At 62.0% G+C, this 19,509-nt stretch carries 17 protein-coding genes; 5 read left to right on the top strand and 12 right to left on the bottom strand.

All coding sequences use genetic code 11. From position 1 onward, the window contains the following. Positions 1-40: 40 nt before the first annotated feature. Positions 41-1,384, top strand: a complete 1,344-nt coding sequence (locus tag WH367_RS17725) for a dicarboxylate/amino acid:cation symporter (protein ID WP_021025447.1) — start codon at positions 41-43, stop codon at positions 1,382-1,384. A gap of 77 nt (positions 1,385-1,461) precedes the next feature. Here the strand turns inward: WH367_RS17725 and WH367_RS17720 are convergent, their stop codons facing one another. Next, on the bottom strand, positions 1,462-2,328 hold the full coding sequence (locus WH367_RS17720) for a hypothetical protein (protein ID WP_339537070.1): 867 nt from the start codon (positions 2,326-2,328) through the stop codon (positions 1,462-1,464). A gap of 69 nt (positions 2,329-2,397) precedes the next feature. Then, a complete protein-coding gene (locus WH367_RS17715) occupies positions 2,398-4,119 on the bottom strand; it encodes an FMN-binding glutamate synthase family protein (RefSeq protein WP_339537069.1) in 1,722 nt (573 codons plus the stop codon). Between the two features lie 216 nt (positions 4,120-4,335). Between WH367_RS17715 and WH367_RS17710 the strand changes: the two genes are divergently transcribed. From WH367_RS17710 to WH367_RS17700, 3 genes are all read left to right on the top strand, one after another. After that, positions 4,336-5,145, top strand: a complete 810-nt coding sequence (locus WH367_RS17710; protein WP_339521127.1) for a UPF0149 family protein — start codon at positions 4,336-4,338, stop codon at positions 5,143-5,145. Between the two features lie 139 nt (positions 5,146-5,284). Beyond that, entirely contained in the window at positions 5,285-6,388 is a 1,104-nt protein-coding gene (locus WH367_RS17705) for an SPFH and helix-turn-helix domain-containing protein (protein WP_339537068.1), read from the top strand. A gap of 164 nt (positions 6,389-6,552) precedes the next feature. Next, the gene (locus WH367_RS17700; protein ID WP_339537116.1) at positions 6,553-7,638 is read left to right on the top strand and encodes a TFIIB-type zinc ribbon-containing protein; all 1,086 of its coding nucleotides are present in this window, start codon (positions 6,553-6,555) and stop codon (positions 7,636-7,638) included. Between the two features lie 46 nt (positions 7,639-7,684). Here the strand turns inward: WH367_RS17700 and WH367_RS17695 are convergent, their stop codons facing one another. The 6 genes from WH367_RS17695 to apaG all read right to left on the bottom strand — a co-directional run bounded on the left by WH367_RS17695 (position 7,685) and on the right by apaG (position 12,687). Continuing rightward, the gene (locus WH367_RS17695; RefSeq protein WP_027010612.1) at positions 7,685-7,921 is read right to left on the bottom strand and encodes a glycine zipper domain-containing protein; all 237 of its coding nucleotides are present in this window, start codon (positions 7,919-7,921) and stop codon (positions 7,685-7,687) included. 132 nt (positions 7,922-8,053) lie between these two features. After that, the gene (locus tag WH367_RS17690; protein ID WP_312986221.1) at positions 8,054-8,581 is read right to left on the bottom strand and encodes a CinA family protein; all 528 of its coding nucleotides are present in this window, start codon (positions 8,579-8,581) and stop codon (positions 8,054-8,056) included. Next, positions 8,578-9,141 carry a phosphatidylglycerophosphatase A family protein gene (locus WH367_RS17685; protein WP_445228128.1) on the bottom strand — a complete coding sequence of 188 codons (564 nt, stop codon included), beginning with the start codon at positions 9,139-9,141 and terminating at the stop codon, positions 8,578-8,580. Before WH367_RS17685 ends, WH367_RS17690 begins: the two co-directional genes overlap by 4 nt. A gap of 57 nt (positions 9,142-9,198) precedes the next feature. Beyond that, positions 9,199-10,182, bottom strand: coding sequence for a thiamine-phosphate kinase (gene thiL / locus WH367_RS17680; RefSeq protein ID WP_339537067.1), 984 nt, complete (start codon positions 10,180-10,182; stop codon positions 9,199-9,201). A 1-nt stretch (position 10,183) separates the two neighbouring features. Further along, a complete protein-coding gene (locus WH367_RS17675) occupies positions 10,184-12,277 on the bottom strand; it encodes a site-specific recombinase (protein WP_339537066.1) in 2,094 nt (697 codons plus the stop codon). After that, positions 12,277-12,687 carry a Co2+/Mg2+ efflux protein ApaG gene (gene apaG, locus WH367_RS17670; RefSeq protein ID WP_021025695.1) on the bottom strand — a complete coding sequence of 137 codons (411 nt, stop codon included), beginning with the start codon at positions 12,685-12,687 and terminating at the stop codon, positions 12,277-12,279. Before apaG ends, WH367_RS17675 begins: the two co-directional genes overlap by 1 nt. A 50-nt stretch (positions 12,688-12,737) precedes the next feature. Here apaG and rpe point away from each other — a divergent pair, with 50 nt between their 5' ends. Beyond that, positions 12,738-13,418: a ribulose-phosphate 3-epimerase gene (gene rpe, locus WH367_RS17665; protein WP_339537065.1), complete on the top strand. Its 681-nt coding sequence runs from the start codon at positions 12,738-12,740 to the stop codon at positions 13,416-13,418. A 92-nt stretch (positions 13,419-13,510) separates the two neighbouring features. On the opposite strand, the gene WH367_RS17660 is transcribed toward rpe, so the two are convergent. The 4 genes from WH367_RS17660 to WH367_RS17645 are packed head-to-tail and all read right to left on the bottom strand — an operon-like array spanning position 13,511 to position 19,505. Beyond that, positions 13,511-17,275: a pilus assembly protein gene (locus WH367_RS17660; RefSeq protein ID WP_339537064.1), complete on the bottom strand. Its 3,765-nt coding sequence runs from the start codon at positions 17,273-17,275 to the stop codon at positions 13,511-13,513. Positions 17,276-17,284: 9 nt separating this feature from the next. Next, a complete protein-coding gene (locus tag WH367_RS17655; protein WP_148293067.1) occupies positions 17,285-17,938 on the bottom strand; it encodes a pilus assembly PilX family protein in 654 nt (217 codons plus the stop codon). Beyond that, positions 17,935-19,092, bottom strand: a complete 1,158-nt coding sequence (locus tag WH367_RS17650) for a PilW family protein (RefSeq protein WP_158400484.1) — start codon at positions 19,090-19,092, stop codon at positions 17,935-17,937. Before WH367_RS17650 ends, WH367_RS17655 begins: the two co-directional genes overlap by 4 nt. Then, the gene (locus tag WH367_RS17645) at positions 19,089-19,505 is read right to left on the bottom strand and encodes a type IV pilus modification PilV family protein (RefSeq protein ID WP_339537063.1); all 417 of its coding nucleotides are present in this window, start codon (positions 19,503-19,505) and stop codon (positions 19,089-19,091) included. Before WH367_RS17645 ends, WH367_RS17650 begins: the two co-directional genes overlap by 4 nt. Between the last annotated feature and the right edge of the window lie 4 nt (positions 19,506-19,509).

The following is a 19,509-nucleotide window of genomic DNA, read 5'->3' as shown; positions in this document are numbered from 1 at the left end:
AGCGCACCGAGTTGGTGCCGAGAATCTTTGGAGCCCCACCATGCAGATCGATACCACCGCCAGCCAGGCGCCTGTACAGGCACCGCCTTTTTACCGGACTTTGTACTTCCAGGTGATTATCGGCATCACCATCGGTGTCTTGTTGGGGCATTTCGAGCCCCAATATGGTGCGGCGATGAAGCCCTTTGGCGATGCCTTCATCAAGCTGATCAAGATGATCATCGCGCCGGTGATTTTCCTGACCATCGTGACCGGCATTGCGAACATGACGCACCTGAGCACCGTGGGCCGTGTGTTCGGCAAGGCCATGGTGTACTTCCTGACCTTCTCGACCCTGGCGCTGATCGTGGGCCTGATCGTGGCCAATGTGATGCAGCCGGGCGCCGGCATGCACATCAATGTGGCCGATCTGGACCAGAAGGAAGTCAGCTCCTACGTGGCCAAGTCGCATGACATGACCCTGACCGGCTTTGTCATGGACATCATCCCCAAGACCCTGATCAGCCCCTTTGTCGGCGACAACATTTTGCAAGTGCTGCTGGTGGCGGTGCTGTTTGGCGTATCGCTGGCGATGGTTGGTGACAGCGGCAAGCCCGTGCTCAACCTGCTCGAATCGCTGACCAAGCCCGTCTTCAAGCTGGTCAACATCGTGATGAAGCTCGCCCCCATCGGCGCCTTTGGTGCGATGGCGTTCACGATCGGCAAGTTCGGTCTCGGCTCGCTGTTGAACCTGGCCGAGCTGGTCGCGACCTTCTACATCACCTCGCTGCTTTTTGTGCTGGTGATTCTGGGTGCCGTGGCCCGTGCCTGCGGTTTCTCGGTGCTCAAGCTGATCCGCTACCTCAAGGATGAGCTGCTGCTGGTGCTGGGTACCTCGTCGTCCGAATCGGCCCTGCCATCGCTGATGCACAAGATGGAAAAGGCCGGTTGCAGCAAGTCGGTGGTGGGCCTGGTGGTGCCTACCGGATACTCGTTCAACCTCGATGGCACCAACATCTACATGACCCTGGCGGCGCTGTTCATCGCTCAGGCGACCGACACCCACCTGACCCTGGGACACCAGATTGCGCTGCTGCTGGTGGCGATGCTGAGCTCCAAGGGCGCTGCGGGCGTGACCGGCGCGGGCTTCATCACGCTGGCTGCCACCCTGGCCGTGGTGCCGGAAGTGCCCGTGGCCGGCATGGCGCTGATCCTGGGTGTGGACCGTTTCATGTCCGAATGCCGCTCGCTGACCAACTTTATCGGCAATGCCGTTGCCACCGTCGTGGTCTCGCGCTGGGAAAACGCGCTGGACTACACCAAGCTCAACGCGGTGCTGAACAACGAGCCGGTGCTGGAGAATGCGCCCGTGCAGGTGCCCGTGGTGGATACCGCCAAGGGCTGATCAACACCCCGCTCCAAAAGGAATGGCCTGCAGATGCAGGCCATTTTTTTGTCGGTGAAATGCCTTAAAGCAGATTCTCAGGGCAGCGGGCGCAGCAGGCCATACATCGCCCGCAAGCGCAAGGTATCGCGCCCCAGCTTGCGCTGGTTGGGCAGCTTGCCGACCCAGCGCATCTGCTGCACGGTGCGCTCCAGCGCGGCGCGCACCGCAGGATCGGTCTGTGCCAGCCAGGCATGCCAATCGGCACGCGCGGCCTCCAGGGTGCCGGCATTGTCCAGGAACAGCGCGGTGGAATGCGCATAGCACAGCGCATCCTTGACGATGCACAGCGCAGGCGGCAAGGTCGCCAGCGGGTCGTCCTCAAAGTCGATATAGCCAATGACGCCATCGGGGCAGCGCACCATGTTGCGGGCAAAGGCCTGGCTCAGGCAGGTGCCGCTGGCATGCACGCGCTGCAGCGCGGCAAGGCCTTGCTGCCACAGCGCCAAGGTGCTGGCGGGGGCTTGGCGTGCGGCGGCCTCGATCTCGTCGCTGAGCGACGGCGTATCGCCGCCGGGCAGGCCCAGGTGGCGCATCAGAAAGCCCTCGGGCGCATCGGCCAGCACGAGCGGCACGCGCAGGCCGCGTGCATGCAGGTCGCGCAGGCGCCGCACCTCGGTCGCAATGGCGGCTTGCCCGCCGGGGTTGACCACGGGCTGCAGCACCGGCACATCCAGCAGGCGCGAGAGCAGGCCCAAGGTCCGGTAGCGCCAGGCCGCTATCGCCGGGCCGGCTTTTTTGAGCCAGACCGATTCGCCCGGCAGCTCATAGCGCACCACATTGAAGGCCTGGCTGGCCAGATGCTGCTGCAAAAACGCGGCATAGTCCGGGCGCTCGGCGGGCAAGGTGCCGGGCGGGGCGCCAGCGTGGGCAGGGGGCTGTAAGGGGGAAGCGGTATCGGTCATGCGCAAGCGGGGCGCACGCCGCAGCGGCCACTCCAGCAACAGTGAAAACCTTGCATTATCGCTGCCCGCTCAAGAGGCCTCGGCCGCCTGGGGCACCATGTCCTGGTGGTCGGCCGGTGCCGAGGGTTTGACATGGGGTTGCGCCTGCGGCTGGAAACTCTCGGCGCTGGCCAGCGGCCAGTAGGTGCGAAAGACGTCGTGCTGGTGCGCCAGGTCGTCCAGCAGCGCGCCGGGCCGCACCTGCAGCAGCAGGTTGGACAGCAGGCGCACCTCGGTGTCGCTGATGCGGCGCACGATATGGTGGGCATTGAGCTCGCAAGGGTGCTGGAGGCCGGCGGCCTGCACCAGCTCCTGCAGCGCATGCAAGGTGCTTTTGTGGAACTGGGCCACACGCGTGGCCTTGTCGGGCACGACCAGGGCCTGCTGGCGCACGCCATCTTGCGTGGTGACGCCGGTGGGGCAGTTGCCGGTGTGGCAGGTCTGCGCCTGGATGCAGCCCAGCGCCATCATGAAGCCCCGGCCGGCATTGCACCAGTCGGCGCCCAGCGCCATCATGCGGGTGATGTCAAAGGCGGTGATGACCTTGCCGGCGGCGCCCAGTTTGATGCGATCGCGCAGATTCACGCCGATCAAGGTGTTGTGCACCAAGAGCAGGCCTTCTTGCAGCGGCACGCCGACATGGTCGGTGAACTCGACCGGCGCTGCGCCAGTGCCGCCTTCGGCACCGTCGACGACGATGAAGTCCGGCGTGATGCCGGTCTTGAGCATGGCCTTGACGATGGCAAACCATTCCCAGGGGTGGCCCAGGCAGAACTTGAAGCCGGTGGGCTTGCCGCCCGAGAGCGTGCGCAGCCGGGCGATGAAATGCATCATCTCCTCGGGCGTGGAGAAGGCGCTGTGCCGGGCCGGCGAGATGCAGTCGATGCCCACCGGAATGCCGCGCGCCGCCGCGATCTCGGGGGTGACCTTGGCGCCGGGCAGCACACCGCCATGGCCGGGCTTGGCGCCCTGGCTGAGCTTGAGCTCGATCATCTTGACCTGGGGCTGGGTGGCGTTGGCGACGTAGCGCTCTTCGCTGAAGCTGCCGTCGTCATTGCGGCAGCCGAAATAGCCCGAGGCCACCTCCCAGATCAGGTCGCCGCCGTGCACGCGGTGGTGCTGGCTGATCGAGCCTTCGCCGGTGTCATGGGCAAAGCCGCCAATCTGCGCGCCCTTGTTCAGCGCCAGGATGGCATTGGCCGACAGCGCGCCAAAGCTCATTGCCGAGATGTTGAAGACGCTGGCATGGTAGGGCTGGGTGCAGGGCGCCACCGACTGCGACGGCGCATCGGGCGAGCCGCCGATCCAGACGCGGAAGTTATGGCCGTCCAGCCGCGTGGGCGCCATCGAGTGGTTGACCCATTCATAGCCGCGTGCGCCCACATCCATCAAAGTGCCAAAAGGGCGGTTGTCCGGGTCACCCTTGGCGCGCTGGTAGACCAGCGAGCGCTGGGCACGCGAGAAGGGCAGGGCCTCGGTGTCGCTTTCGATGAAGTACTGGCGCATTTCCGGGCGGATGAACTCCAGAAAAAAGCGCATATGGCCGATGACCGGGTAGTTGCGCAGGATGGCGTGGCGCGTCTGGCGCCGGTCGCGCAGGCCCAGCAGCGTGAGCGCGGCGCCGGCCAGCACGGCCAGCCACCACCAGGCGCTGGCCTGCAGCACCAGCGCGATGATGCCGACGACCAGCAAGAGCATGCACAGCGCCATCACGGTGTAGCGGACGGGGAAAATCTTGTTGAGCTGGTTCATGGGGCGTGGGGTGCAGGTCAGACCGCCCAAAAGCGCGCGCAAATCCCGGGCTGCAGCACAGGCGCCTGGCTGGCGCTACACTGCAGGCCCTGCCTGGCGCAGCGGCCGTCTGCCATTGCAATGTTGTTACAAAACCAGACCCATCATAGGGGGCGCTGGTGGCATTGCAAGCGTGCAGGGGTTTGTGCTGTGCGGCCCCCTATTGAGAGAGCTCCGATGACCCAGCCCCAGATCCCCGATGGATTGAATGACGACCAGTTGACCGAGATCGACCAGATCCTGGAAGACATGCGCACGCGCGCCGAAGAGATTCCGCAGTGGGAATTTGCCGACGGCGCGCTCACCGCACTGGTCTGCACGCGCCGCGCGGTGCCGGTCGAAGAGTTTCTGCCGATGCTGGTGGGCGATGGCGAGCTGCTGGAGCGCGATGCGGACGGCAAGCTGCCGCAGCTGCCGGCCTTCCAGGACCGGGCCCAGCAGGACCGTTTTCTGGAGCTCTGGCAGATCCGCTGGAACGAGGTGACTGCCCAGCTCGACGCCGATGTCAAGAGCCTCGAAGACGACGACACCTTCCAGCCCGATGCCATGGACATGCGCGGCGCCATTGCCAGCCTGCCCGAGGAAGAGCGCCAGGAGCTGGACGGCCAGGAGATCCCCTCGTTCGGCCAGGTCTGGGCGCTGGGCTTCATGTTCGTCGTGGAAAACTGGGCCGACGAGTGGACCGCACCGCGCGACAAGGAAGCCGCCCGCTGGCTGAACGATGCGCTCGAATCGGTGGTGGCCCTGACCGAGGACGACACCGGCACCCCCACGGTCTGCATGTACGACGAAAACGGCCCGGCCAGCACCAGCCAGGAGCGCGTGGAGACCTTTGGCGAGGCGATCTGGGCGGTGTATGACCTGCGCCAGATCTGGAAGAGCATGGGCCCGCGCCAGGCCACCATCGTCAAGGGCGAGGTGCCCGGCCGCAACGACCCCTGCTCTTGCGGCAGCGGCAAGAAGTTCAAGAAATGTTGCGGCGCCTGATAGCAGGCGTTCACCATCCGCTCTGAGAACAGCCGCTTTTGCGGCTGTTTTGCCGTCAGGCCGCTCAGGGTCATCGCCATGGACGGGCAGTGGCTCTAGAATGGCTTGGTTTTCATCCTCTTTTGGCCAAGGATCACCGATGAACCTCATGAACATCATCACCAAGCAACTGATCGAGATCATCGAGTGGACCGATGACTCGCGCGATACCTTGTCGTACCGCTGGCCCGATGAGGACAAGGAAATCAAGAACGGCGCCCAGCTGATCGTGCGCGAATCGCAGCAGGTGCAGTTTGTCTCCGAAGGCCAGTTTGCCGACCTGTTCGGCCCCGGCCGCCACCAGCTGACGACGCAGAACATCCCGATTCTGTCGACCCTGCGTGGCTGGAAGTATGGCTTCAATTCGCCCTTTAAGTGCGATGTCTACTACATCAACACGCGCCTCTTTACCGGCAACAAATGGGGCACCTCCAACCCGGTGATGATGCGCGACAAGGACTTTGGTGTCGTGCGCCTGCGCGCCTTCGGCACCTATGACTTCCGCATCGTGCAGCCGGCCAAGTTCCTCAAGGAAGTGGCGGGTACGGACCAGAATTTCCGCCTCGACGAGTTTGCCGACACGATGCGCTCGCGCATCGTCAGCATCTTCAGCGAAGCGCTGGCCAAGGCCCAGGTGCCTGTGCTCGATGTGGCCCAGCGCTACACCGAGATGGGCGATGCGCTGCTGCAGCTGATCAACCCGGCCGTCAGCGAAAAATACGGCCTGGAGATCACCAGCTTCCTGCTGGAAAACGTCTCGGTGCCGCCCGAGGTGGAGCAGGCGATCGACAAGCGCTCGTCGATGAGCGCGATCGGCAACCTCAACGACTATGTGAAGTACCAGATGGGCCAGGCCATGGCCAATGGCGGCGAAGGCGCGGCCGCGGCCACCATCCCCGCGACGATGGCGATGGGCTTTGGCATGGCGCAGGAGATGATGAAGGGCATGCAGCAGCCGTCCGGTGGCGCTGCCAGCGACCCCTTCTCGCCCGCTGCCGCACAGGCGGCGCAAGCGGCACCCGCTGCTGCTGCGGCCGCCGGCGCAGGCCTGCAGGTGCTGACCCCCGAGCAGGCCGCGCAGGCGCTGGGCGTGACGGTGCAGGATGTCGTGACCGAGCTGGAGTCGGGCGCGCTCAAGGGCCGCAAGATTGGCAGCGCCTGGCGCATCTCGCAGGAATCGCTGAACGAATTCCTGCGCGGATAAATTTGCGCTGATTGCACATGCACCGCTGCCTTGGCCGGTGCATGCGCGTTGGTGTGGCCCCGTTTTGAGAGCCTGTGGCGCAGACCTGCTGTGCGCCAACGCTGAGTTTGACCGTGAATTCACCCACTCCCGCCACTGACCCCTTTGCGCCGCCACCGACCTCGATGGTGGCCAAGCATGTCTGCCCCGAATGCGGTGGCAATCTGGAATGGAATGCCAAGGCGCAGTCGCTCAAGTGCCCCTACTGCGGCACGGTGGTGCCCTGGACCGAGGAGCAGCAGCAACAGCTGGGGGGTGAGATCGTCGAGCAGGACCTGGCCGCCGCGCTGGCCAACCCCGCCAGCGGACGCGGCTGGGGCGAGGCACGGCGCGAGTACCAGTGCCAGAACTGCCGCGCGATTTCGGTGTTTGTCGATGGGCGGGTGGCGTCGCGCTGCGATTTCTGCGGCTCACCCGCGATCCAGGCACATGAAGAACGCAACGACGCGATCACGCCCCAAAGCCTGCTGCCGTTCAAGGTGAGCGACGGCCAGGTGCGCGACCTGATCCGCAAATGGTATGGCAGCCGCTGGTTTGCGCCCAACAAGTTCAAGAACGCGGCGCTGACCGATACCCTCAAAGGCATCTACCTGCCGTACTGGACCTTTGACGCCCATGTGCAGGCCCAGTGGCGGGCGGACGCCGGCTTTTACTACTACACCACCGAGCAGTACCGCGATGCCAATGGCAATATCAGCACGCGCCAGGTACGCCATGTGCGCTGGGAGCCGGCCTCGGGCAGCCTGCAGCATTTCTTTGACGATGAACTGGTTGCTGGCACGGTTGGGGTGCACCAGGGGCTGCTGCAGAAGGTGGAGCCTTTCCCGACCCGGACGGATCTGAAACCCTATTCGCCCGAGTTTGTGCGCGGCTGGACCGTCGAGCGCTACCAGGTCGACCTGAACCGGGCCGCCACGATCAACAAAGGGGATATGGACCAGCAGGTGCAGGCGCTGTGTGCGCGCCAGATTCCGGGCGACACTTACCGCAACCTGCAGGTGCAGCGCCAGTACCAGGGCCGCAGCTTCAAGCATGTGCTGGTGCCCGTATGGCTGGTGGGCTATACCTATGGCAGCAAGAGCTACCAGATTCTTGCCAATGGCTACACCGGCCAGTTGGCCGGTGAGCAACCCTATAGCTGGGTAAAAATTCTGTTCACCGCACTGGCGATACTCTTGGTACTGGTGCTACTGATGGCAGCCAGCCGTTAAGAGGGCAGGATGCAGGGGGTGGGACACCCCCCTTGGTGTTCAGCGCTTAGCGACGGCGGCGGTTGCCATCCATGTTGTCGCCGACCTGGTTGCCAAAATAGGCACCGGCTGCTGCACCACCAATGGTGCCCAGGGTCGAGCCGAACACGGCATCACCCAGCACACCACCGGCCACGGCGCCCACGCCGGTACCGATCTGGGCATTGGTGGGGTTGCTGGAGCAAGCGGTCAGGCCGCTCAGCGCCAGCACGATGGAAGCGGTGGTGATTGCAAGTCGTTTCATTAGGGTTCTCCTCTTGGTCGCATCGGCTGTCAGTCGGAAGAGTGCTGCAAACCGGATTGCCATGGTTGAAGTGTGGCGCAGCGCAAGCGCTTGCCGCATCGGCCAAGGCTAAGTTTGGGTGTGGGACAGCGCTTACTGCGCCGGGGCAGCCTGCACCAGCGCCAGCAGGCGGCGCAGCGCATGCTGCACGGTGGCTTGGCGCACTGCGTGGCGGTCGCCGTCAAAGCGCTGCACTTCACTGTGCAGCTGCCCGGCCACCTGCCAGCCAAACCAGACGGTGCCAACGGGCTTGCTGGCGCTGCCGCCATCGGGCCCGGCCACGCCGGTCACCGCCACGCTGACCTGGGCCTGGGACTGCGCAATGGCGCCCTGGGCCATCGCGCGGGCGACCGGCTCGCTGACAGCGCCATGGGCGGCGATCAGCGCAGCGGGCACATCGAGCATCGCGGATTTGGCGCGGTTGGAGTAGGTGACAAAGCCGCAATCGAGCCACTGGCTGGAGCCGGGCCGCTCGGTGCAGGCGCCGGCAATCAGGCCGCCGGTGCAGCTCTCGGCCGTGGCCATCATCCAGCCCCGGTGGCTCAGGTGCTGGGCCAGCTGGGCCACGGTTTCCGGGATGGGCAGCCCATCTTTGGTCAGCAAGGCAGCGGTGGCGTTCATAGCAGATGTCTCCCGATGGCGATGACAAGCAAGGTGCAGAAAGCGGCGACCAGATCGTCCCAGATGATGCCCCAACCGCCGCCCCAGCCAAAGCCTTTGAAGCAACGATCCGCCCAGCGCACCGGCTGGGGTTTGACGGCGTCGAAAAAGCGGAACAGCACAAAAGCGGTCAACTGGCCCCAGAAGCCCGTGGGCATGACCAGCCACAAGATGAGCCAGAAGGCGATGATCTCATCCCAGACAATGGCGCCCGGATCAGCCACGCCGAGGTGGCGTGCGGTGGCCGTGCAGGCCCACCAGCCGAGCACCAGCGATGCGCCAATCACCCAGCCAATCGCCGCTGGCGTCAGCCACAGCTGCAGCACCAGGTAGGCCACCCAGGCCCACAAGGTGCCCACCGTTCCCGGTGCCACCGGGCTCAGGCCCGAGCCAAAGCCCAGCGCCATCCAGTGCAGGGGATTGCGCAGCATGAAGGACCAGTTGGCGCGGCGGGGCGCCGCAACGGGGCCTGCTGCGCCGGGCGCGGAAGGGGAAAAGGGCGAGTCGCTCATGCCCGCCATCATAAGCCTGCGGCAAGGGGCTGTGCAGCACCAGCCAGCGCCGGGCCACCAGACCCGTCAGGCCTTGAAATGGTCAAACGAGGCCCAGTGCTGCGCTAGTGGCTGGCCTTGCGCATCGTGCACACGCAGGCCTGCTGCGGCGGTGATGCGGCCAACGCACTGCACGGGGGTTTGCGCGGCCAGGCTGGCCTGCTGCACGGCATCACGCCGGTCTGCGGCGGCCGTAAAGCACAGCTCGTAGTCATCGCCGCCCGCCAGGCAGCATTGCAGTTGCAGGTCGATGGGCAGGTTGAGTGCAGCGCCCGGTGCGCCTGCGGTCGCTGCCATGCACGCCAGCACCCGGTCCGCCTGCAGCTCGGCACCCACGCCGCTGGCTTGCAGGATATGGCCCAGGTCGCCCACCAGGCCATCGCTCAAGTCCAGCGCGCTGCTGGCAATGCCGCGCAGCGCGGTGCCCAGGGCCACGCGGGGGCTGGGGCTTTCGAGCCGCTGGCGGGCTGCGGCCAGCGCAGCGGCGGGCAGCTGCACCTGGCCGAGCAAGGCCTCCAGCGCCAGGCGGGCATCGCCCAACTGGCCGCTGACGTAGATGTCGTCGCCGGGCTGGGCGCCGCTGCGCAGCAGCGCCTGGCCGGCCGGCACCTCGCCAAACACGGTGATGCAGATGTTCAGCGGGCCCTGGGTGGTGTCACCACCCACCAGCTCGCAACCATGGGCATCGGCCAAGGCAAACATGCCTTCCGAGAAGGCTTGCAGCCAAGGCCCATCGACAGCGGGCAGGGCCAGCGCCAGCGTAAAGGCCAGCGGCTGGGCGCCCGTGGCAGCCAGGTCGCTGAGGTTGACGGCCAGCGCCTTGTGGCCCAGCGTGCGCGGGTCCACATCGGCAAAGAAGTGGCGGCCCTGCACCAGCATATCGCTGGAGATGGCCAGCTGCATGCCGGGCCGGGGCGCGAGCAAGGCGCAGTCGTCACCGACGCCAAGCACGGCCCGCTGCACCGGCCGTTGGAAGTACTGCGCAATCAGTTCGAACTCGCCCTGTGCCATCTCAGCGCCCTCCCGGGCTGGCGTTGCGGCTCAAACGCAGCGGCAGCAAAAAGCTCAGCGGCCGGGTCAGCACCCGCTTGAGCAGCGCCTTGTAGATGTGCGAGCGCTCGACATTGCTGACGTTTTGCGCGCGCAGGGCCAGGCGGAACGCCAGGTAGAAGCTCACCAGAATGTTGAAGCCGCCCAGCAAGGGCAGGGCCGCCACGCAGAGCCAGAAGCCGTGGAAGTGCAGCACCTCAAAGCCCATACTGGTCGCGGCTGCGGCGATCTGGCCGGCAGCGAGGGTCACGTGGCGGATATCGATGGGCAGGCCAAAGAACTGTGCCACCACCGGAATCAGCCCCAGCATGAAGCCCAGCGAGATGTTGGACGCAAAGCCGGAGATATGGCGGCGCATGAAGCCCGCCCAGCGCGCAGCGCGCGCCTTGCCCAAAAAGCCGGTGATGCGCGGGTTGTAGCGGATGGCCGAATCCATGTGGTGCAGCACGAACCAGTTCTCGGTCCAGCCGGCGATGATGCTGGAGGAGAACAGCAGCACGCCGGTAAACGCGGCATAGAACACCGAGGGGCCCAGCAGGGTCAATGACTTCAGCGTCTGCTCGGCCTCGTGCTGGTCGATAAAGGGCGAGCCGGTGGCACGCGCCCAGCCCCAGGTGAGCAGCAGCACCATCGGGAAGACGGTGAACACATTGCCCAGCACGGCAGCCACCTGGGAGCGCACCAGGTAGCTGACCTCGTCGACAAAGGACGCAATGCCGGCCTCGGTATCGCCTGACTCCTTGAGCTTGGCGGCCATCGCCGGTGCCGTCATCGCAGGCTGCTTGGTGGCGACGGTGAAGTGCAGCAGCTGGATCAGCACAAAGCTGATCGCGTAGTTGAAGCCGGCGATGAAGCCGCCCCAGAACGCGGAGATGGCCACCGCATGCAGCGCGAACTTGATCAAGGTGGTGAAGGCCATCACCAGGCCGCCGCCCGCGGCCTTGCGCGCCATCTGCGCGTACTCGCGCTTGTCGCGGGTGATGTAGTGCTCACCGGTCTCGGCGCTGCGCTCGGCCACCTTGGAGGCCAGCAGCGACGAGTTGGACGAGATCAGCGCGCGGATGCTCTGGCGCTCCAGGCCCACGGCCACCAGGTGGGCCAGCAGCTTGGCGGTGATGACCTTGGGGTTGGCCGACAGCAGGCAGTCGAGCAGCTCGCGCACGCGCAAGATGCGCATGCGCAGCTGGCGCAGCCGGAACACGACGCCGACCGAGACGCCATTGTCTTCAAAGTGTTCGTAGATCGAGGCCACGGCGGTGCGGCATTCGTCCAGGCTGCGGCGTACATTCTCTTCGGCCTCCAGCACATCGGCGGCCTTGGGGCTGGGGTGCAGCATCGCACGGCGCAGCTCTTCGACGCCGCTGATCAGGCTGTAGAAGGGCTGGGTGTTCTTGGCGCTGCCGCTCATGCGCAGGCGCAGCTCCGGCGCAAAGCCGGCCGCCAGAATCTGGCCGGCGCAATAGGTGAGGGCATTGAGCACCAGGTGCTGCCAGGGCGAGAGGCGGTTGCCGTAGTGCTCCAGCCCGGCAATGCTGCCGGCATCGACATCGCTTTGCGCGATCTGCGTGGGGACGACCATCACCTCCAGCGACACAAAGCCGGGCGACAGCAGCTGGGCGATGCGCTCGAGCAAGGGCTTGTCCATGGCCTTGAGCCACTGGGCATCGAAAGGCGTGTGCAGGACCATCGAGAACAGCACGGTGGCGTCGATCGTCTCGGGCGTGGAGGGCAGCAGCTTCCAGCGCAGACGCTCGGCCAGCTCATTGAAGAAGGCGGTGCGGGGTGCAAAGCCAAAATCGGCCAGCAGCGCTGTGAGATCCACCGTCTGCAGTTGCACGGCCCACCAGCGCTGCACTTTGTCCCGCAGCGCGGCATCGCCATCGATGGCGTCCAGCAGCTGGCTCACGCGGGCCACGGCCGCGTCGACCGAGTTTTGCTGGCCGCGAATCCAGGCGGCGATCTCGATGATCCAGAGGTTGCGCTCGGCCAGCGGTGCATCAGGGTCGAGCGCTGCGAGCAGCTGCGCCAGCGGATCTGGTTTCTTCTTGCGGAACATCAATGCAGCACTCGTCCTTGCGCCAGGTCATCGTCTTGGGCGGGGTACTGCGTCGCGTCGAGCGTGAAGCGCGGGATCGGGCAGTCAAAGGTCTGGGCCTCATCGCTGATGCACAGGTAGCTGCCTTCCATGCTGCCCTGCGGGGTGGCCAGGCGGCACTGGCTCTGGTACTCAAAGGATTCGCCGGGCGCGAGCAGCGGTTGGTGGCCCACCACCCCCAGGCCTTTGACCTCCTGGACCAAGCCGGTGGCGTCCTTGATGATCCAGTGCCGCGCGATCAGCTGCGCGGGAACCTCACCACTGTTACGAATGATGATGCTATAGACAAAGTGGAATACGCCGGCCTCGGGCAGGGACTGCTCAGGCAGGTACTGTGGTGTCACCGACACCTCAAACTGGAACTTTGGCATGTGAAACTGGATTGAAGTCAGGTAGAAATACTAACTGCGACAATAGAGGGATGAGCTCCACCTACCGAATTGCCCCCTCAATCCTGTCTGCAGACTTTGCCCGCCTGGGCGAGGAAGTGCGCAACGTACTGGCCGCTGGCGCGGACTGGATACATTTTGACGTGATGGACAACCATTACGTGCCCAATCTGACCTTCGGGCCGATGATTTGCGCGGCCTTGAAGCCCCATGCGATCAAGCCTGACGGTACGCCGGCACCTATCGATGTGCACCTGATGGTGCAGCCGGTGGACGAGCTGGCCGCCGCCTTTGCCCAGGCAGGCGCCGACTATATCAGCTTCCACCCCGATGCTTCGGCCCATGTGCACCGAAGCATCCAGGCCATCAAGGCGCAGGGCTGCAAGGCTGGTCTGGTGTTCAACCCGGCGATGCCACTGGACGTGCTGGACTGGGTGATCGAGGACATCGACCTGGTCTTGCTGATGAGCGTCAACCCCGGCTTTGGCGGCCAGAGCTTCATCGACTCGACCCTGCGCAAGATCGAAGCAACGCGCAAGCGCATCAACGCCAGCGGCAAGGACATCCGCCTGGAAGTCGACGGCGGCATCAAGGAAACCAATATCCGCCGCGTGGCGGATGCGGGTGCCGACACCTTTGTGGCGGGCAGCGCGATTTTTGGCAAGCCTGATTACAAGGGGGTGATTGAGCAGATGCGGGGGGCGTTGGGGTGATGGTTTTGCCCTGAGGCTGGGCGATAAAAAAGGCTCCGGCAATGGATTGCTGGAGCCTTTCTGGTATTTACGGCACAGTCCGTGCCAAGCGGCTAGTTGACTGCCTTGATTTCGCGCCAGTTGATCAAGCGCACGCCCAGCGCACCCGGTGTATTGAGCTTCAGCTCGGTGGTCTGGCCGGTTGCATCCCCGATCAAGCCGCGCAACACGCCATCCACCTTGAACAGCACGTTGTCCGTGGGTGAGCTGTTCAGCGCTACAAATTCCACAATGCCGCCGGAGTTATCGGGGTTCTTCAACACCGAGAAACCACGTGCATAGTCTACGGCGTAGGCTCGGCCCTGTCCCGCCGGACTGCAGGCATCGCCGCTTGTCAGCGTAGCGGTAAACAGCGCCACACCATCCGCAGCGGTGGGGGTCACGACAATACGCCACGCAATATTGTTGGTCAGACCCAAGTCATAGTACCAACCGCGAGAGTCGGAAGGGAGTGTCACTGCGGTAGTCAGCGACGCTACCTGCGTCAGTTCGGCGCGTGTCAAAGCACTGGTGGGCGCAGGCGCAAATGCGGTGTTGTCGCCATCCAGAACCGCATAGAAGCTCTGGCGTTGGCTCAGGGCAATGTCCTGGCCATCCAGCAATTTTCCGGTACCAAACAAGATGGTGCGAGCGCGTGTATTGGGATGAATTTCAGGAATAGGCGCCACCGTAATGGGCTGGGCGCCGGTATCTGGCGATTCTGTTTGGAACAGGACGATAGGAGTGTCATATGCCCCAGTGGTCTTGCTCAGGTCAAAACGCCAGAGCTTGCCATTCAAATCACCCACATAGACCGCATCTGCTCGGCCATTGGTGTAGTCATTGATAAAGGCAGAGGCTTGAGCCAAGCCAGGTGCGGCCACGCCCGTGCTGATGGTTTCCAGCAATGCGCCAGTGGCAGGGTTGACGAGGAACAGATAGCCCTGGTTGTCATCGTTGTTGTAGCCCGAGGTCAGGATGAGCGTCCAGCCGTATTTGGCAGTCTTGACCATGATGGGCGCGCCATAGCTGTAACCCAGATGGGAGAAACCTGTGGTGGTATTGCTGATCTCCCACAGTACTTTGCCGGCAGCGCCCGTCTCGGTGCTCATGTCCGATGGGCTGGTGATATCGATGGCGTAAAAGCCTTTTCCACCCTTGCCTAGGCCTCCGACCACAATCGTTTTCCAGGTGTTATCGGACAAGGTTGAGCCGTCGGTGCCCTTGAAGTCCAGGTCAAATACTTGGGGCGTGGCATCGACATAGTAGCGATGCGCATAGGCAGGGTTGCCAATGGCCGCCAGGCCATCGCTGTTTGCTTGTGTGGACGTCGTGCCATCAGGACCGTAGAAAGTCTGTCCGGGAATATAGGCAAACACTTCTTTGCCTGCGTTGGCGCCGGTCGTGCTCCCGTTCAGCGCGTGGAGCATGCCATCATTAGCGCCGAACAGCACCAACGGTGTGCGGGAAGCCTGTGCAGTCTTGTATGCGGCGTATCCGACGTTATAGGCCTCGGTATACGGCATCTTGGGTGCCGTGGACAGCACGATCTTGGAGTTGACAATATCCCCCAGCGGACTCATCCGCATGCGGTAGGCATTCGTTCCGCCTGAGGTGCCCACTTCGTTGCTCTTGTCGCCACGCAGGTAATTCAGGTAGTTGCCGGAGTCATCGCCCGTGACATAGCTGGTATCCAAGGCTGACTTGAGCGTGCTGGACAAGCTCGCGGTTCTAAAGGGAACGCCGCGCGGACTGGTGACATGGTTCTTGTCCCAGGTGATCACGACGCGTCCGGTGTTCCAACCCGTTCCGGCAAATTGCGTCTGCAGGCTGGTGTCAGTCGACCAGAGGTCGGTCAGGGATGAACCAGAACTGGTGAAGGCCAAGGTAGCCGCCTTCACGGTACCCGTCCAGTACTCGCTGCCATAGCTGGCAGAGTATGAGGTGGTGCCTGAGGCCGAAATCACATTAGACGTGGGTGTGACTGCCGTGGTGTAGGCATTCACCGAAGCTGCAATGCTGTTGAATGCATCGGTCAAGCCCTGCACCATTTGGCCTGCATTACCTGCCAGGAAGTAATTTTTTGGCCGCAAACGCGTCCTCTTGTAGGAGCTACTGAAGTTGCCACTTGGATACATGGTAATGGACTCACCAGAGGACCAGCTTGACTCTGTCAAGTTAGGTGTAGCAGTTGTGTCAAACCCCTCCGGCACCTTGAATCCGCCGTATTTAGCGGCCAGCCAATAGGGGTTTCTATCCTGAGCGTACTGGCCCTCCATCACATCCATCCAATAGGTTTCGATGGTTTGTTTGCCGGGCATTGAGGTGTCGGTTCTGATATCGTTAACGTGGTTGCCATAAGCCAGACCCGCGATGAATTCTGAACCTGGGCTGGAGCCCCAACGTCTATTGCGAGTCTTCACATCGCCGCCCTCAGCATCTTCGACCAGACCAGTCCAATCCCAGGATTTGTTGAAGCTATCTGCTGCAACGAGGGCGGGCACGGTACGTGCTATGGAATTTGGGATACCATTGTTTTGCGGGGTTGCCACGTCATAATGGGTGTTGCTGTCGCCAATGCCAAGAATAAAGTTCTTTTGGCAAGAGTAGATAATAGGATCCGTCCAGTTGGTGTCTGCGGGGAAGTTGTCCTTTTGCGAAAGTGTGGCGCCGCTGGTCCATTCCGGCACATTGCCTTTGTTCTGGTAATAACGTACAGCTGCGTAGTACATTTCACTGACGTTGTCATAGGACATATAGCCCTTGGAGTAATTGCCGAACTGGTTCAGGTAGTTCATGACGCCGCTATTGCTGACGCCACTAGCCGTTGCCAATGCCGAGTCTGGGTTGGCCTCCATGATGCCGGTAGATCCGTTCCACTCCTTCGTGGTATTGTTTTCTGGCGTCGTAGACATTGCCACCGGTTTGGTAGGGCCAATGAAGCCCATCTTTGCGCGTAGAACGCCACCTTGGCGACTCCCGCCACCTTGGTTCAGATAGCCAAAGGCGCTGTAGCGGATTTTGTCCGAGTATTTTTGCATCAGCCCTTCTGGCTTGTAGCTGCTGCCGTATCTGACACAGTTGCTTTCCAGGCCGCCACTGGCTGTCGTGTTGTCGCAGACCTTGACACGGATTTTTACGTAATAAGTGGCGCTGCTGCTGGTCGTGCCGTCACCATAATGTTTTAAATTGCTTGGCGAACTGCTTTGATAATTGGTTCCACTGGCAGTGGAGAAAACCATATCAATGCCTTTTGCCCAAATGCGGGTGTTGAATCTGGTGCCTCCAACGGGGGTTACTTTGGTGACGTCGGATGTACTTAATTTATTGCCAGTTGCAAGGTCCGTTCCGCGGTAGGGGTAATTTCCTGCGGCCGACCCTTGTGACGAACCCCAGGCCTTCTGCAGAATGGTCAGGGAGGAGGTGTCGGTAGCTCGGTAGCCCCCTGTGAGTGCCCAGCGAAACGGGTCAATCGTCTGCATGCTCACCCAGTTCATGAAGTTGCCACTCCATTTGCTGGAGCAGGTATGGCTATTGGCTTTGCCTGCAGGTTGAAAATAGCTTGAATCGGGGTCGGTTTTAACAAACGTGTAGTCGTAGCACTTCTCCGGATCGAAGTAACCCAAATAGGTGTTGGCATGCACATAGTCACCCAAATTGGCAACACTGATCGCTGTGGGGTACTCGACAGACAACGCCAAGGCCAGGTTGCCAGGGACATTCATCGTCGAGAAGAGCGGGGCATCCGCCAGTGCAACTGCTTGGCTGCTGGTAGTCGTGCCCGCAGCGATGGCGAGCATGCCCATCAGCCGAATTAATTGAATTTTGGTTTTTGTCATAGATACCTCTCAATTGGGCTTCAGGAAAGTATTCTGGATATAGGTCTCCGAGCCTCTAGGACCTTGTACGCGAATACTGACCCGATAAATAGGCGCAAAGCTGGGAGGGATGGCCATACCCGCCTGGGTACTGCTGCCTCCTAGGATGGGCTTGCTGTCAGGGCTTTTGACACAATGCTTCACGCCTAAAGTGGCGGCGTCCCCTGCTTGGTCGCACAGGCGTTCAACGACATAGCGTATTTTTGTATTGCTGTCGGTGTCATTGATGTCATTGCTCGCGACGCCCGCACTCTCAAAGGTGGTGTCATTGATCAAGGCCAATGGAATGCCTTGGCCATTCGTGGATAGCGCAAGTGCGCTGTAATTGTTAGCCGTGCTGCTGGCTGCGAGACTGCTATTGGTGGCGAGGGCGCCTCCTGGGCGGAAGAGCTCATACATGCGGACATTGACTTGTTCCGCTCTGGAGACCATGTCTTGTTGAAAAGAGATGTTGCCGGTGGAGAAAAGGTTGAGCCCACTGGAGCGCATGATGGAGGCCGTGGCGACGAGCAGAACAGCCAACGCTATCAGCGTGAAAAATAGCGAGAAGCCACGCTCGGAAGCGGGGCTGCGCATACGCAGACCGCTCGGACGCAGATGCAGGGGAGCAGGTTTGATTTTCATGGGCTAATCAGCAAGTTGTTGCGCAGCGGAATGACGCTCTCGGTCACCCGGTATCGCAGCATGCGTTGTGCGTCAGTCAATGTGACTTCTCTTTTTAAAGAGTCCCCCAGACTGGCAAAGGCGTAGAGCTTTTCGGGGCTGATGTTGGATTGCTTGACGCCTCGGGTAAAGGTCACCACTGCAAGCCGGATGGCAAGAATCTCGCGAATTTTTTGCTTGGAGGCCATGACGACAGATGCCTTCCATTCGTCGCTGCCAGGGTCCACCCAGCTGTCGACTTTTCCATCCGAATCTGTATCGACACCATATAGCGCAAAGAGATGGGAGACGTCTTCGCCAATGGGCTGCGGGGCGGTAGCGCGCGTGCGCATCAGGTCGTATTCGTACAGTGACCCATCGGTTCCTGTGCCCAGCAGCATCATGGATGGATAGGCGGCCGTAGTGTTTCCAATTGCGGTGGCATAAGCACCGTTGGAGCTCACAATCTGGGCCAGCGTGCTGGTGGCACCTGCTTGCCCGGCGGTGTAGTAGGCGCCGCCCAATGTCACCGTATCAATGACGGGGGGCGGCGTGGTGGAGCCGGCAGATGTCGTGGCACTGATCTGGGAGACATAGCAGTCATGCAAGCCATCGGCTGCCACCAGCAACAGGTCATTGGTTTTGTAACCAATGGCGGTGTCGAAGCTCAGGCTGGTGCTGGTCAAATTGGTGACAAAGCGCGGCACGTCGGCCATAGCCCCGTTGCCGCCCATCACGAAAAGCACATCGGAGTCATTTCCTCCAACCCCTTTTTCAATGATCAAGGGTGCAACCACCGGGGCTTTCAGATTGACGACATTGTTGAAAGGGGCCGCCGGAGTGGATGGCACCAACGCGGTGGATGATTTGGTGACTCGTAGTCCACAGCCGAAAAACCCCAAACCCCAGGCATTGGAAAATCCCGATCCCGCGCTGCGTATGACCTTGTCCAGCTGGATGATAGCCAAGTTGGAGCCTTGGTCGCGTTCGTTCACGGCAGCGGTGACCTTTTGTTGGCGCAGCGTGACAACGATGATGGATGTCACTGCAAGGCTTAGAAAAAGCCCGACGGTCAGTGCCACCATCAATTCAATCAGCGTCATCCCTCGCTGGGACATGCGTTGTGAGCGGTTCATTTCGGAATCACCACCTTGGTAATGAACTGGTTCATATCTTCTCCATCGGTGGAGTCCGATGTGTTTTTCGCCTTGCGGGTATTGGAGAGCCATTTCACTGAAATCGTGGCATCGGTACCGCTGATGTTTTCGGTAATCTCGCCCTTTCCTCTCGGTAGGGCACCAATCACTTGTTCTTTCCATGCCTCTACGGCAGAGTTGCCCAGCGATGTACTTTTGATGGCCCACATTTCACTGGTAACACTATTGGCGAGCATGGCAGCCATGCTGCGATCCTGGGCGTCCGTGCTCGCTTGCAGAGCCCGTGTTTGCATACCCATCAGGCCCACCACACCCAATGAGAAAATTACAAGAGATACGAGCACTTCGATCAGTGCGAAGCCTCGTTCGGAGGGCATATTATTTGGATTCATGGTT

The sequence above is a fragment of the Comamonas sp. MYb21 genome (assembly GCF_037479395.1).
Taxonomy (GTDB): Bacteria; Pseudomonadota; Gammaproteobacteria; order Burkholderiales; family Burkholderiaceae_C; genus Comamonas.
The sequence above is the reverse complement of the archived record's forward strand: the minus strand, read 5'-3'. Positions and strand labels throughout refer to the sequence as shown.

Excerpts from the sequence above, each read along its gene's own strand:
- WH367_RS17715 (WP_339537069.1), bottom strand. The coding sequence starts at position 4,119 with ATGAACCAGCTCAACAAGATTTTCCCCGTCCGCTACACCGTGATGGCG.
- WH367_RS17685 (WP_445228128.1), bottom strand. The coding sequence starts at position 9,141 with ATGGCGGGCATGAGCGACTCGCCCTTTTCCCCTTCCGCGCCCGGCGCA.
- WH367_RS17655 (WP_148293067.1), bottom strand. The coding sequence starts at position 17,938 with ATGAAAATCAAACCTGCTCCCCTGCATCTGCGTCCGAGCGGTCTGCGT.
- WH367_RS17675 (WP_339537066.1), bottom strand. The coding sequence starts at position 12,277 with ATGTTCCGCAAGAAGAAACCAGATCCGCTGGCGCAGCTGCTCGCAGCG.
- WH367_RS17650 (WP_158400484.1), bottom strand. The coding sequence starts at position 19,092 with ATGAACCGCTCACAACGCATGTCCCAGCGAGGGATGACGCTGATTGAA.
- WH367_RS17710 (WP_339521127.1), top strand. The coding sequence starts at position 4,336 with ATGACCCAGCCCCAGATCCCCGATGGATTGAATGACGACCAGTTGACC.
- WH367_RS17720 (WP_339537070.1), bottom strand. The coding sequence starts at position 2,328 with ATGACCGATACCGCTTCCCCCTTACAGCCCCCTGCCCACGCTGGCGCC.
- rpe (WP_339537065.1), top strand. The coding sequence starts at position 12,738 with ATGAGCTCCACCTACCGAATTGCCCCCTCAATCCTGTCTGCAGACTTT.
- WH367_RS17660 (WP_339537064.1), bottom strand. The coding sequence starts at position 17,275 with ATGACAAAAACCAAAATTCAATTAATTCGGCTGATGGGCATGCTCGCC.
- WH367_RS17690 (WP_312986221.1), bottom strand. The coding sequence starts at position 8,581 with ATGAACGCCACCGCTGCCTTGCTGACCAAAGATGGGCTGCCCATCCCG.
- apaG (WP_021025695.1), bottom strand. The coding sequence starts at position 12,687 with ATGCCAAAGTTCCAGTTTGAGGTGTCGGTGACACCACAGTACCTGCCT.
- WH367_RS17645 (WP_339537063.1), bottom strand. The coding sequence starts at position 19,505 with ATGAATCCAAATAATATGCCCTCCGAACGAGGCTTCGCACTGATCGAA.
- thiL (WP_339537067.1), bottom strand. The coding sequence starts at position 10,182 with ATGGCACAGGGCGAGTTCGAACTGATTGCGCAGTACTTCCAACGGCCG.
- WH367_RS17725 (WP_021025447.1), top strand. The coding sequence starts at position 41 with ATGCAGATCGATACCACCGCCAGCCAGGCGCCTGTACAGGCACCGCCT.
- WH367_RS17695 (WP_027010612.1), bottom strand. The coding sequence starts at position 7,921 with ATGAAACGACTTGCAATCACCACCGCTTCCATCGTGCTGGCGCTGAGC.
- WH367_RS17705 (WP_339537068.1), top strand. The coding sequence starts at position 5,285 with ATGAACCTCATGAACATCATCACCAAGCAACTGATCGAGATCATCGAG.
- WH367_RS17700 (WP_339537116.1), top strand. The coding sequence starts at position 6,553 with ATGGTGGCCAAGCATGTCTGCCCCGAATGCGGTGGCAATCTGGAATGG.